The sequence below is a fragment of the Methylocystis sp. NC52PC genome, from assembly GCF_055698645.1.
The window spans coordinates 2,523,300-2,535,502 of the sequence record NZ_CP170127.1 but is presented as its reverse complement, the minus strand read 5'-3'; the positions used below and the strand labels follow the sequence as shown (position 1 = coordinate 2,535,502).

Here is a 12,203-nt window from a genome sequence, read left to right as displayed (position 1 = left end):
GCGTCCTCTAGCCTGCGAGCGGTCTCACCCCGATCTCAGACAGGCTGAACGCCAGTTCGGGCGCGAGCATGGGCGAAACGCGCTCGTCGCCCCCATGTTCGAAAACTTCCGCATAGCCTTGAGCGCCGAGATGACGATGAACCCAGATTGTCGCGCGCTTCGCGTCGATCACCCAGACTTCCCGCACCCCATAAGCGGCATAGACTCCAATCTTTCGCCCTTTGTCATAACTCAGGCTGGAATCCGTTCGTCCTCGTCGATGATGCCGGCGCGGACCATCTCTTCGATTTCCGCGACGCTGAAACAGCGACGAGGCAATCCGTCGGCCGCCTGTGTGACGAGGGGGAGATCGTCGGGTCGTAGATGAGAATACATCGCGCAGAACCTTAACATATCCCGCGCGATGGCGCGTCATCAGTTATCCAAGAAGCTTCTGAGTTTCCGACTCCGGCTCGGATGCTTCAGTTTCCTGAGCGCCTTCGCCTCGATCTGGCGGATGCGTTCGCGCGTGACCGAAAACTGCTGACCCACCTCTTCGAGCGTATGGTCGGTGTTCATGCCGATGCCGAAACGCATGCGCAGCACGCGCTCCTCGCGCGGCGTGAGCGAAGCGAGCACGCGCGTCGTGGTCTCACGCAGATTGGACTGGATCGCCGCCTCGATCGGCAGCACGGCGTTCTTGTCCTCGATGAAGTCGCCGAGATGCGAATCCTCTTCATCGCCAATTGGCGTTTCGAGCGAGATCGGCTCCTTGGCGATCTTTAAGACCTTGCGCACTTTTTCCAGCGGCATGGCGAGCTTTTCGGCGAGCTCTTCCGGCGTCGGCTCGCGGCCGATTTCATGCAGCATCTGCCGCGAGGTGCGCACGATCTTGTTGATTGTCTCGATCATATGCACAGGAATGCGGATCGTGCGGGCCTGATCCGCGATCGAGCGCGTGATCGCCTGTCGGATCCACCAGGTCGCATAGGTCGAGAACTTGTAACCGCGGCGATATTCGAACTTATCGACCGCCTTCATCAGGCCGATATTGCCTTCCTGAATGAGGTCGAGGAATTGCAGGCCGCGGTTGGTGTATTTCTTGGCGATGGAAATCACGAGGCGCAGATTGGCCTCGACCATTTCCTTCTTGGCCTGACGCGCCTCGCGCTCGCCCTTCTGCACCATGTGCACGATCTTGCGGAACTCGGAAATTTCGAGCCCCGTCTCGGTCGCCAGCGCATGGATTTCGGCGCGCAGATCCTTGATGCGGTCCTTCTCCTCGGCGACGAATTCCTTCCAGCCTTTCGAGCCGAGCTTGGCGACGCGCATCACCCACTTCGGATCGAGCTCGGACCCGTGGAACTTGTCGATGAAGTCGTCGCGCGCGACGCCATGGCCGTCTGCGAGGCGCAGAAGCTTCGTTTCATAGCCAATGAGGCGCTTGTTGATGTCGTAGAGCTGCTCCACCAGCGCCTCGATGCGGTTCTGGTTGAGCGACAGGGACTTCACGTCCGTGACGATCTCTTTCTTGAGCTGCTTGTATTTACGCTCCTGCGCGGGCGTTAAGGTCTCATTCTTGAGCTTGTTCTCGACATTCTGGTCCTGGAGGCGGCGCAGCTTCTTATAGGCGTCGGCGATGCGCGCGAAGGTCTCCAGAACGCGGGGCTTCAGCTCCGCCTCCATGGCCGAGAGCGACACGGAATTCTCCATGTCCTCCTCTTCCTCGAAGGATTCCTCGGGCGCCGCGCCCTCGGCGAGTCCCGCCGGCGGCGTGCTCGGGGCGGTGGCAGGCGCCATTTCGTCGCCCTCCTCCTCTGTCCCGGCCTTGGCGGAAGCCTTACCCTCCGGCCCGGCGTAAGTCGCCTCGAGATCGATAATGTCGCGCAGCAGGACCTTGCCGGCCTCGAGCTCCTCGCGCCAGATGATGATGGCCTGGAAGGTCAGCGGGCTCTCGCACAGGCCCGCGATCATGGCCTCGCGGCCGGCTTCGATCCGCTTGGCGATCGCGATCTCGCCCTCGCGGGAGAGCAGCTCGACCGAGCCCATCTCACGCAGATACATGCGGACGGGATCGTCGGTGCGGTCGGCGGGCTCGGACGCGCGCGTCGCGACGGCGGTCGCGCGCGTGTTCTCGACGAGGTCGCCGCCTTCGGCTTCCTCCTCCTCGGCCGCCTGTTCCTCCTCGACGTCCTCCGGATCGTCGCCCTCGGAGACGGTGATGCCCATCTCCGACAGCATGGCGTAGACGTCCTCGATCTGGTCGGAGGAGACCTCTTCGGAAGGCAAAACGGCGTTCAACTCGGCATAGGTGACGAAGCCGCGCTTTTTGGCGAGCTTGATCATCCGCTTGACGGCGGCGTCGTTGAGATCGAGAAGCGGCCCGTCGGCGGCGTCTACCGCTGCGGATGCCTCATTTTCGATCTTGTCTTCGTCTTTCTTCGCCATTCACAGCTCCACATCCCCGGCGGCAAGCCCTTGCGGGTTTGCGACGCGCGGGGCCTCGAATCTCGTCGACATTTCCCGGAGCCGCCGCCTCCGACCCCTCCCATCGGCGGCGCGCTGCGCCTTGCCGATGCACCAACATTGTCCTCGGGGTCTTAACGCCCCGCTAACCACATTCAGATCGCGCTCTAGGGCCAGAAAGTCAAAGCGCGCGCGTCGACCGTCCTGAAGGGGCGCCAAAACCCTCCACCGCCGCTTCGGCGCCATCTAGGGCGGTAAGCTGCGTTTGAATATCCCTCAGTCGCGCCAAATCCTGCTCGCTGGAATTTTCGGCCAAACGGGCCTCCACCGCGCGAAGCTCCTTATTTAGCGCCCAAAAACGCCGATGCAAGACCAAAGCCTGACGCAGGCTCTCCGCCGCGTCGGCGGCGGCCGCGTCCGGGCGCACGCTCCACAGCGCCGCATGCGCGACCATCTCCGAGAGGCGCGTGGCGACGACGCCGAGCCCCGCCTCTTCCAGCGCGTGCAACAGATCGGCCCGTTCGCCCCCGCCCGCCTCGGCGAAACGCAGGAGCGCGTCGCGCAGCGCCGTCGCTTCAGGCGAGGCAAAGTCGAGCCCCGCCACCTCTTCCACCTGAGACGCGAGCACCTCCGGATGATTGATCAGAATGAGCAATATCAGGGCGTCTCGGGGCGCGATCGGCGCCTTGACGCCGCGAAAGAGCGGTGAATTGGCGAGCGCCGAACTGATCCGCACGGGCCCGGCTTCGGGCTCGCCGCGGCGTGAGACGCCGCGGCGGCGAGGCGAAAAGTCGCGGCGCCAGCCGGGCGTCGCGGCCGGGCCGCCCAGAAGACGCGCCAGCCGGTCGCTCAACTCCTGGTCGTAATAGCGGCGCAGTGTCCCGTCGCCGATCTGCGCGGCGACCTCCCGCAGGCGCCGCTCCAGCCCCGCCCGGCGCTCCGGCGTATCGAGGGCGGCGCCGTCGATTTCGCGCATCCAGACCAGATCGACCAGAGGCAGCGGTCGCTCCAGCGCCTGCGCCAACGCCGTCGGCCCGCCGGCGCGGAGAAGCTCGTCGGGGTCCTGCCCGCCCGGCAGCAGCACGAAGCGAAGCGTCCGGCCGGGGCCGAGGAGCGGCAGGGCCGTGTCGACGGCCCGGTAGGCGGCCTTGAGCCCCGCCTTGTCGCCGTCGAAACACAGGATCGGCTCCTCGGCCATGCGCCACAGGAGCTGACACTGATCCGCCGTCAGCGCCGTGCCGAGCGGCGCGACGACATGCGGAAAGCCCGCCGCCGTCAAGGCGATGACGTCCAGATACCCCTCGACCGCAATGACCGCGCGGGCGTCGTGGGCGGTCTTGCGGGCATTGTGCAAATTATAAAGCGTCGCGCCTTTGTGGAAGAGCGGCGTCTCGGGTGAGTTCAGATACTTCGCCTGGGCGTCCGCCTCCAGGGCGCGCCCGCCGAAGGCGATGACCCTGCCAGCGCGGTCCCCGATCGGAAACATCACCCGATGACGGAAACGGTCGTAGGGGACCGCGATGTCCGGACCGTGGATGAGCAGCCCGGCCTCGACCATGACCTCGACGGTCACGCCCTTGCCGGCGAGATGATCGCGCAGGGCGTGGCGATCCGGAGGCGCGTAGCCCAGGCGGAATTTCTCGCGCGAGGCGAGGGAAACCTGCCGGCGGTCGAGATAGGCCCGCGCCTCGCGTCCGGCCGGACCCGCGAGCTGCTTTTGGAAGAATTCCGCGGCCCACTCCAGCGCGTCGCTCAAGGTCGCGCGGCGCTCGTCCTGCTCACGCTGCGCGGGCGTCTCGATTGGCATGGGGAGCCCCGCCAACGCCGCGAGCCGCTCCACCGCCTCGGGAAAGGAAAGCCCTTCCGTCTCCATCAGGAAGGCGAAGCCGTCGCCATGCTTGCCGGAAGAGAAATCGTGAAAAAAGCCCTTCTGGTCGTTCACATAAAAGGAAGGGGTCTTCTCGGCGTTGAAGGGCGATAGCCCGCGCCACTCGCGGCCCTGCTTCTTGAGCTTCACCTTCTGACGCACGACCTCGGACACGGGCACGCGCGCCCGGATCTCGTCGAGAAAGGAGGGAGAGAAGCGCATGGGCTTTTGGATAACCGACAAGCGGCCGAACGACTAGCCATTCCTCTCGGGTCCCCCCGGCAACGGCCTCGGCGCGCCCTTGAGTGGGTCAGCGCAACGCGGGGCGCCAACGCAAGACAGGGCGAGCCCCAGCAAGAAAACGGGGAGCCTCACCCATGCGCGTGCGGATGTCCCGCCGCGATCTGGCCGGGCGTCTCGTCTCCCTCTTGCGCCTCGGCCGGGACGACCACCAATTGCCCATAGCGCACGCCGCGCTCGCCGATGAGATGGCTGGCGAAATGCTCGACCTCGGATTTCTGGCCCTTGAGCAGCGACACTTCCAGACAACTCGAGACGTCGAGATGCACATGCAGCGTTGCGATCGACATGTCGGCGTGGCTGTGGTGGTCGTGAACGAGCTTCTTCGAGAGCTGGCGCGTCTCGTGGTCGTAGACATAGACGAGCGCCGCGACGCAGGGCCGCGCGCCGTCGTCGACCTTGGGCTCCTTGAGCAACCCTGCCCGCACAAGGTCGCGCACGGCCTCTGAGCGGTTCTGATGGCCGCCCGCCTCCATATAGCGGTCGAGCGCGCTCATGAGCTCGTCGTCTATCGTCACCGTCACGCGCTGCATCGCCGCCCCCGCCCGGCTTGCCTAGACCGCCGACCCCTGCTTTTTACCCGCCCGCGCCGCCTCGGGCAATGCAGCCTCCGCGCGAGGCTGATCTTGTCCCCGCCCCGCGCCTTTGGCATGGTGCGCGCCAACCAAAACAAAAGGAAACGCTGAAGATGACGGGGTTCTGGAGGAGGCTCGCCGCCTTTGTGATGTTGTGCATGGGGGCGAGCCTCGGCTTGGCGGCGCCCGCGCTGGCGCATACGCCCGATATTTCGACCGCCAAGATCGCCCCGCAGGGCGAGCGCGTTTATGTCGTCGAGGTCGGCTTCCTCGCCACCGACCTCGAGCGCATGTTCCAGGAGACGATGGACGAGCGCGCGGGCGTCGACCTCTCGCCGCCCGGCGCGTTGGAGGAGGAAATTGGCAAGTTCGTCGGCAAGCGCGTCGCCATGCGCGACGAGACAGGCCGCGCCTGCGTGGCGAAGGTCGACAAGGCCGGCGAAGACCCGACCAATCAGGACAGCGCGCTCATCGTCGTGCGTTTCGACTGCTCCGGGACAAGCGGCAAGGTCTTCTATGACCCGACCAAGCTCCTCGCCGCGCAGGGCTCGAAGGGCAAGCATCTCATCACGTTGACCGGGACGCCCAACGCCGGCGAGACCATGCGTTATCCGCAGGACCCGCCGCTCGACCTCGCGCAGCCGATGGAGACGACGGCGCAACTGATGAAAAAGTTCTTCGAAGCCGGCGTCGAACACATCGTCACCGGCTACGATCACCTGTGCTTCCTCTTCGCGCTGATCCTCTGGGCGCATCGCGTGTGGCCCGTGGTGAAGATCGTCACCGCCTTCACCATCTCGCATTCGATCACCCTGTCGCTGGCGGCGCTCAATATCGTCACGCTGCCTTCGACGCTGACCGAGGCGCTGATCGCCCTGTCGATCATCTACGTCGCGGCCGAAAACTTTTGGTCGAAAAACGTCGACAAGCGCTGGCGCAACACCTTCCTGTTCGGCTTCATTCACGGCTTCGGCTTCGCGTCGGCGCTGACGGAAATGGGCGTGCCGCAGGGGGCCGTCGTGCCGGCGCTGGCGGCGTTCAACATCGGCGTTGAGGCCGGCCAGATCGCCATCGTGGTCGCGGTGTTGCCGGTGCTGCTCTACATCGATCGCCACACGGACGGAAAACGCCACGACAAACTCGTCTACGCGCTGTCGATTTTGATCGGCCTCGCCGGCGCCTTCTGGTTCCTGCAGCGCATCGGCGTCATCCCGGGCGCCTGATCGGGCAAAAAAAGGAGCGCGGCTGTGCGCCAGCCGCGCTCTAACATCGACGCAAGCCCGGCGCTTACTTTTTCGCCAAAAGCTCCTCGACCTTCGCCGCGCCCTGTTTCGAGAGCGCGATGACCCGCGGGGTCGCCCAGGCGATGAACTCCTTGGTCAATTTGACGGCCATGCAGCCCGCCCGCGTCACCGTCTCGACCGTCTTGTCGAAATAAGGCAGCGCAGGGCTGTCAGCCGGGATCTTGGACCGTAGCCAGGCGACGCCGGCCTTGCTTTTCTCGGTCGCCACGGCGCCGAGGAGCGCCAGCGGATCCGCCGCCGGCGCATTGTCGATCGCCGCGCGCAGCCGCGCGACTTCTGCTTCCGCCTCGCCGGCGCGGCGGTCCGCCTCGTCGGCCCGGCGGGTGAGATTTTGCAACAGCGCCGAGGCGGAGGCCTTCTCCTGGGCCAGCCGGTCGCGTTCGCCGACGGCCGCGGCGAGCCGCTCTTTCAGCTCGTCGCGCTCCTTGGCGAAAACATTGGCCTTGGCCACGATCTCCGCTCTCTCGAAATTCTGGCGGTCGCGGTCCGCCCGGATCGATTTGAGCTGCTCCCGAAGGGTCTCCAGTTCCGCGCGGGTGACGGTCTCTTCGGGCTGCGCCAATGATTCGTCGGACATGACCGTCTCCTTGATTCGGTTGCGCAACGCGAGAGGTTGCGGCGGAAAGGCGGGGATCGTGGTTCGGCTGAAGCGAACGCGCGTTAACGACATCGACGAATATGGTTAATTTTTTGACTATCGCCAAATCGTCTTTTTTCGGAACGCTCAGGCTTTCGTCAGCCCCTCGGCTCGGCTCAAAAGGTTAACGCCTGCGCTCCCCGCCCTGATAATGTTGCAGCAGAGCGGCGCAGTCGCGTGGCGCGGCGAGGCATTTGTCGCGGGCGGCGGCGGCGAGCGCATCGGCGGCTGCTTGCGCCATTTCCCGAGCGCGGGCCTCGAGTTCGGGACGCTGGGACGACCTGGTCGACACGACGCGGACCCGCGGGTCCGCGACGTTCGACGGGGCGTCGACGCCGCGCCAGCCCAGCGCAAACAGCACGAGCGCAATGCAGGCGAAGCATTTCAGAAGAAAAAACACGGGCGAGTCTCCCGCACGACCGAGCGCCCGGCCCCGCGGGCCGCACGCCCGTTTGTCGCGCGCAGGGATTGAACAGAAGTAAACGCTCCCCCCGTCTCACGCGGCGGAGGCGAACAACCAAAATAAAACCATTGCGCCTCCGGTAAAGCTGAGCGTGTCGGCGCGCTCTGGCCTGCTCAGCACTCATTAAGACTGCTGAGCGACGCTCCCTTCGAGCAGGAGCGCGCCATTGCGTAGTTTTGTGTCCAAATTAATATCGCTGGATCGTCCATCGCGTTTTCTCGACCAGCTTGTGCACGAGACCGCGTCTGAAGGCCGCCTCGACCGCGCGCGCCATCGCTTCTTCATGGCGCCGCGCCTTGTTTTTGCGGGCGCCGCGCTGCTCCTCGCGCCGGCCTGGCTTTTCCTTTACGGGGCGCCGTCGTCGCAAGAGGCGCTGATCTTCTTCCTTGCGCAGACGCCGCTGGTCTCCGTTGCGATCTTGGCGCGCACGGGCCGGCTGTCCCTTGCGCGACGCGTCTCCGTCGTCGGCTGGCTCGCCCTCGCCGCGGCGCTCTACGCCTTGCCCGCGAATGATCTGGCCGTCTGCGCCGCGCTTGCCGTCGCGCTTGTCGAAGCGGCGGTTGCGCCCGACTTGGCTCTGGTCGCCCTGGCGGCGGCGGCGTCCGTCGGCGCCGTCGCACTCGCGGCTGGAGCAGCCGTTGGACATTCCGCCGCTCTTCTTGCGACGCCGGCGTTTCTTTACGTCGCCTTCCTCGCCTTCTGCGCGGTTCGCGCCGAAAGCAGACCCCGCGGGGCGGATATGTCGAGCGCGCGCGACCTGCGCCTGCTGACCGACGCCCTCGGCGACATCGTGCTCCATCTCGACCGTAGCGGCGCGGTCGCGGCGCTGATCGGCGAGACCCACATGACCTATGGGCTCAACCGGGGCGACCTCATCGGGCGAGGCTTGTTCCAGCGCGTTCACATCGGCGATCGCCCAACCTTTCTCAAACTCGTGTCCGACGCCGCCGAGCGCCCGGCGCCGCTCACCGCCATTCTGCGCGTTCAGGTCGGTCTGACGGCCTCGGCTTCGGGCGCTTACGCCGAACCGGTCTTCAGGGACTTCGAAGCGCGCATGCGCCGCGGCCGGCGAGGGTTCGAGACGAATGACGCGGCCCCCGAAAATCCCGCTCCGGTCGTCTGCGTGCTGCGTGACGTGACGGCCCAAAAAAACGCCGACGAAGCGATCGCTGCGGCGCGCGCCGAAAGCGAGCGCGCCACGGCGATGAAGGAGCGCTTCCTCGCCAACATCAGCCACGAACTGCGCACGCCGCTGAACGCCATCATTGGCTTCTCGGAAATGCTGTCCAATCCGGCGCTCGCGCCCGCGGACCCCGTCAAGCAACGCGAATATGCGGCGATCGTCGCCAACTCCGGCAATCATCTGCTGCAGATCGTCAACACCATCCTCGACATGTCGAAGATCGAGGCCGGCGCCATGCAGCTTTACCCGGAAAACTTTTCGCTGCCTGAGCTCATCGACCAGTGCTGCGACATGGTCCAGTTGAAAGCCGATGAGGGCGGCGTGCAGCTCATGCGTGATTACCGCGGGGAGATGGAGGAGCTTGTCGCCGACAAGCGCGCCTGCAAGCAAATCATGCTCAACCTTCTCTCCAACGCGGTGAAATTCACGCCGGCAGGCGGCCGCGTCGGCGTGCGAGTCGCGCCCGAGGGCAATCTTCTGGCGCTGACCGTCGCCGACACGGGCATCGGCATCGCCGCGGCCGACCTCTTGCGCCTCGGCGATCCGTTCTTCCAGGCCAACGCCACCCACAGCCGCGCCTATGAGGGCACAGGCCTGGGCCTCTCGGTCGTTCGCGGCCTCGTCGGATTGCATGGGGGCGGCATCGTCGTCGAAAGCGCGCCGAGAAAGGGCACTACGGTGACGGTGCGTTTGCCGCTCGACTGTCGCGCCCGCGGCGGGGTCGGAAACGTCGCCGCCCGGATCGAAACTATTCCGCGACATGGCGCCGCTTTTGGCGCGGATATTCGCCACGACGAAGAGACGGTGAAGAAAATTGCGTGACGTTTCGCTCAGCGACCCCAGGTTCGACGATTTTCCAGACGAACGCGCCGCGACGCCGAAGCGCCGCGGCGCCGGCTCTCCCGCGCCGAAGAAAAAGGGCGGGCGCGGCGGGATGTTCGAGCGGCGCCGGCTCGGCGTCATGACGCTCGTCGCGATTGGCGGGCTCGCCTTGATTGGCGTGCCGATGAATGCGCTGTTCTTCCAGGACGGACGCCATCCGGCGCCGCTGTTCTCGACGCGCGTCGTCACGCCCGAAAAGCTCCAGACGGCGCAAACGCCGACGCCGCCCGCGCGCCCGGCCAAGATTGACGCCCCGGCGCGCGACGCCGAGAGCGTCAAGGGCGACGCCGCCCCCGCGTCGCGGCCCGTCCCGAAAGTCGCCGTCAAGATGGAGCCGGCCAGAACCGACCCCCTGGCGGCGCTTCTCAAGAGCGACGCCGCGCCGGCGTCCAAGCCCGAGAAAAAGCGCGAGGTCGCGAGCCGCGACCAGATCGGCGCGCTGCTCGGCGGCGAACCCAAGAAGCCCGTCGCGGCGCCTGCCGACGCGGCGTCGCCCGCTCCCCCGGTTCCCGACCGTAATGTGCTCTCGGCGCAGCGCGCGCTGCAGAGGCTCGGCTATGTGGTCAAGCCGGACGGAGTGGCCAGCCCGGGCTTGCGCAAGGCGATCGAGAAATTCGAGCGCGACAATGGCCTGCCGGTCACAGGCGAGCTCACCCCAAAGGTGGGCAAAGCCATCGCGCAACGGATGGCCGCGGGGCGCCAGTGACGACAGGCTTAGACCCGCGGCGCATTTCGCACTAGGTTAGGGGCGATGCGTCTTAGATCGGATATTTTCGCCGCCGCCCTTATTCGCCGCGCCGAAGCGCAAGGCGCCGTGGCCATGCTGCGTCGGCGCGGCTCGGCCGAGGCCGGCGCGCTGTTCATCAAGCTCGACCGGCTCGACGGCCGGGCCGCGGTCTACGGCCCCGCGCCGCAGACCGAGGCGCTGCCGGAGGGCGTGGATCGTCTTTTCTCCAAGGTTCACGCCAACGACTGGGTCGATCCCGCAGAGGCCGAGGCGCGTCTCAAGCGCGAAATGATATTCGACCCGGACCTTTGGATTATCGAGATCGAAGACCGCGACGGCCGCGTCTTCGTCGATCTGGCCGCCTGACGCTCAGGCGCGGTCGGCTTTGCGCAGCGGCGCGGAGCCGCCCTGTGGCGCGGCGCGCCGCCGGGCGGGCGGCGAAGGGAGGTCGTCGCGCTTGCCGGCGCGACGCATCGTCTCGCGCTCGCCCTTCGCGTTCCCCGTCATCGCCGCGACGATCTCTCTGGCGGCGCGCTGCGGGATCGCGCGCACGAGCGCGGCGAGGGTCGGCGCCCGGCGCCCCTGCTCGGGGAGCGCCAGAAAGATGCGCGAGGCCGCGTCGGCATCGACGCCGAGCGCGGTCAGCGCCAGGGCGAGGGCTTCCCCCTGAACGTCGCCCAGAATGGCAAGGGCGCGCGTCTTGCGGCAGTCGAGCGCTTCGGCGAGGGCCGCGGCCATGGCCCCCGAGTCATCGTCGAGCGCAGCCCTTTCGAGCTTTGTCGTCACGGCCGGATCGGCGGCGGCGCGCTCCGCCATCCCGGCGCAAAGCGCGCGCCGGCAGGCGTTCAAGATAATCTCGGTGCGCTCGTGGCGCGTCGCCGCGAGAAAGAGCCCCTCGCTGTCGGCGCCGAAATCGTCGCGGTCGAGCAAGATGCGCGCGAGGGACAAGTCGTCGCGGGCCGCCTGCGCCAGCGCGCGCCGCGCCGCCGGCTCGAAACGCAAGCGCCAGTTTGCGGCAAGGGCGCGCAACGTCTCCGCCTCCCCGCGCTGGACGAGCGCCTCCACGATATCGCGTTCGAGACCGCCGCGCCGCGCGACCGCGCAGGCGAGCGCCGGAGAGCCGCCTTGTGCGACGGCGCGTAAATCAGCGTGGGAAAGGTCGGGCGCAAACTGCAGGGCAAGCTCCGCGCAAGCCCCGCCCTTGGCGAGGAGACAATCGAAAATTGACGCCGGCGTCTCGGGATGAATGCAGAGCGGCCTGACGATGGGGGCCGCCGAGTCGGCGTCGACAATGTCGATGAGACCGAGCGCAAGTTGTTCGAATTGCTTGACGTCCCCGACCGGATGCATCTGCCGCTCGACGAACTGATCCACGATGGCGCGCAAGAGCGCGGCATGGTCGATCCGCCGCTCTGACTTATCTGGCTGCATGGATGGGCTGCTCGCTCGAACGCATACGCGACTTGAGCATCGAGACTAGCCCGCGGTCGTTGACGGAACATTAACCCTCGCCGACCCCTAATCCTGTTAACGCCTGATTCATTTTGGGCCAGAGCCGCCGCAAAGAGGTCGATATGGGGGAGGTCGTCGCCTTCCAGATGCGCGAAAGGAGCCCGCGCCGCCCAAGCGAGCCGCCGATTGGCGACGCGCAAATCCTGTTTTTCCTCGGCGTGCGCTACATGCGCGCCGAGGACCTGCCGACCCACGCGCCGGACCAGGGGCCGCGGGGCGGCAGAAAGCGCAAGAGCCGCGCGAGAGCGTAATCTTGGCGTTGGCGCGCGCCCGCCATCGGCATTACAGTCGCCCTTGCGGGGGCGGGG

At 66.5% G+C, this 12,203-nt stretch carries 13 protein-coding genes; 5 read left to right on the top strand and 8 right to left on the bottom strand.

Annotated elements, in window-relative coordinates; all coding sequences use genetic code 11:
- Positions 1-7: 7 nt before the first annotated feature.
- The 5 genes from ACETII_RS14220 to nikR form a co-directional block, all read right to left on the bottom strand.
- Positions 8-187, bottom strand: a complete 180-nt coding sequence (locus tag ACETII_RS14220; RefSeq protein ID WP_472785941.1) for a hypothetical protein — start codon at positions 185-187, stop codon at positions 8-10.
- 44 nt (positions 188-231) lie between these two features.
- The gene (locus tag ACETII_RS14215; protein WP_472785940.1) at positions 232-375 is read right to left on the bottom strand and encodes a hypothetical protein; all 144 of its coding nucleotides are present in this window, start codon (positions 373-375) and stop codon (positions 232-234) included.
- A 39-nt stretch (positions 376-414) separates the two neighbouring features.
- Positions 415-2,427: an RNA polymerase sigma factor RpoD gene (rpoD, locus tag ACETII_RS14210; protein WP_472785939.1), complete on the bottom strand. Its 2,013-nt coding sequence runs from the start codon at positions 2,425-2,427 to the stop codon at positions 415-417.
- 199 nt (positions 2,428-2,626) lie between these two features.
- Entirely contained in the window at positions 2,627-4,534 is a 1,908-nt protein-coding gene (gene dnaG, locus ACETII_RS14205; protein ID WP_472785938.1) for a DNA primase, read from the bottom strand.
- A 149-nt stretch (positions 4,535-4,683) separates the two neighbouring features.
- A complete protein-coding gene (gene nikR / locus ACETII_RS14200; protein ID WP_472785937.1) occupies positions 4,684-5,145 on the bottom strand; it encodes a nickel-responsive transcriptional regulator NikR in 462 nt (153 codons plus the stop codon).
- Positions 5,146-5,300: 155 nt separating this feature from the next.
- On the opposite strand from nikR, the gene ACETII_RS14195 reads away from it, so the two are divergent.
- Entirely contained in the window at positions 5,301-6,410 is a 1,110-nt protein-coding gene (locus ACETII_RS14195) for a HupE/UreJ family protein (RefSeq protein WP_472785936.1), read from the top strand.
- A gap of 64 nt (positions 6,411-6,474) precedes the next feature.
- Here ACETII_RS14195 and ACETII_RS14190 read toward each other — a convergent pair whose 3' ends face one another.
- Together ACETII_RS14190 and ACETII_RS14185 are read right to left on the bottom strand one after the other, a co-directional pair.
- Positions 6,475-7,068 (bottom strand): hypothetical protein, encoded by a 594-nt coding sequence (locus ACETII_RS14190; protein WP_363346867.1) that lies wholly within the window; start codon positions 7,066-7,068, stop codon positions 6,475-6,477.
- A 184-nt stretch (positions 7,069-7,252) separates the two neighbouring features.
- Positions 7,253-7,528 (bottom strand): hypothetical protein, encoded by a 276-nt coding sequence (locus ACETII_RS14185; protein WP_363346865.1) that lies wholly within the window; start codon positions 7,526-7,528, stop codon positions 7,253-7,255.
- Between the two features lie 229 nt (positions 7,529-7,757).
- Here ACETII_RS14185 and ACETII_RS14180 point away from each other — a divergent pair, with 229 nt between their 5' ends.
- The 3 genes from ACETII_RS14180 to ACETII_RS14170 are packed head-to-tail and all read left to right on the top strand — an operon-like array spanning position 7,758 to position 10,749.
- Positions 7,758-9,596, top strand: a complete 1,839-nt coding sequence (locus ACETII_RS14180; RefSeq protein ID WP_472785935.1) for a sensor histidine kinase — start codon at positions 7,758-7,760, stop codon at positions 9,594-9,596.
- A complete protein-coding gene (locus ACETII_RS14175; protein WP_472785934.1) occupies positions 9,589-10,362 on the top strand; it encodes a peptidoglycan-binding domain-containing protein in 774 nt (257 codons plus the stop codon). The genes ACETII_RS14180 and ACETII_RS14175 overlap by 8 nt, the downstream gene beginning before the upstream one ends.
- A 45-nt stretch (positions 10,363-10,407) precedes the next feature.
- Positions 10,408-10,749 (top strand): DUF1491 family protein, encoded by a 342-nt coding sequence (locus tag ACETII_RS14170; protein ID WP_472785933.1) that lies wholly within the window; start codon positions 10,408-10,410, stop codon positions 10,747-10,749.
- 3 nt (positions 10,750-10,752) lie between these two features.
- Here ACETII_RS14170 and ACETII_RS14165 read toward each other — a convergent pair whose 3' ends face one another.
- Positions 10,753-11,814: a DUF2336 domain-containing protein gene (locus tag ACETII_RS14165; RefSeq protein ID WP_472785932.1), complete on the bottom strand. Its 1,062-nt coding sequence runs from the start codon at positions 11,812-11,814 to the stop codon at positions 10,753-10,755.
- 143 nt (positions 11,815-11,957) lie between these two features.
- Between ACETII_RS14165 and ACETII_RS14160 the strand changes: the two genes are divergently transcribed.
- The gene (locus tag ACETII_RS14160; RefSeq protein ID WP_363346855.1) at positions 11,958-12,146 is read left to right on the top strand and encodes a hypothetical protein; all 189 of its coding nucleotides are present in this window, start codon (positions 11,958-11,960) and stop codon (positions 12,144-12,146) included.
- Positions 12,147-12,203 lie beyond the last annotated feature (57 nt).

Coding starts and splice junctions, on each gene's coding strand:
- ACETII_RS14170 (WP_472785933.1), top strand. CDS start 10,408: ATGCGTCTTAGATCGGATATTTTCGCCGCCGCCCTTATTCGCCGCGCC.
- nikR (WP_472785937.1), bottom strand. CDS start 5,145: ATGCAGCGCGTGACGGTGACGATAGACGACGAGCTCATGAGCGCGCTC.
- dnaG (WP_472785938.1), bottom strand. CDS start 4,534: ATGCGCTTCTCTCCCTCCTTTCTCGACGAGATCCGGGCGCGCGTGCCC.
- ACETII_RS14215 (WP_472785940.1), bottom strand. CDS start 375: ATGTATTCTCATCTACGACCCGACGATCTCCCCCTCGTCACACAGGCG.
- ACETII_RS14160 (WP_363346855.1), top strand. CDS start 11,958: ATGGGGGAGGTCGTCGCCTTCCAGATGCGCGAAAGGAGCCCGCGCCGC.
- ACETII_RS14190 (WP_363346867.1), bottom strand. CDS start 7,068: ATGTCCGACGAATCATTGGCGCAGCCCGAAGAGACCGTCACCCGCGCG.
- ACETII_RS14165 (WP_472785932.1), bottom strand. CDS start 11,814: ATGCAGCCAGATAAGTCAGAGCGGCGGATCGACCATGCCGCGCTCTTG.
- ACETII_RS14195 (WP_472785936.1), top strand. CDS start 5,301: ATGACGGGGTTCTGGAGGAGGCTCGCCGCCTTTGTGATGTTGTGCATG.
- rpoD (WP_472785939.1), bottom strand. CDS start 2,427: ATGGCGAAGAAAGACGAAGACAAGATCGAAAATGAGGCATCCGCAGCG.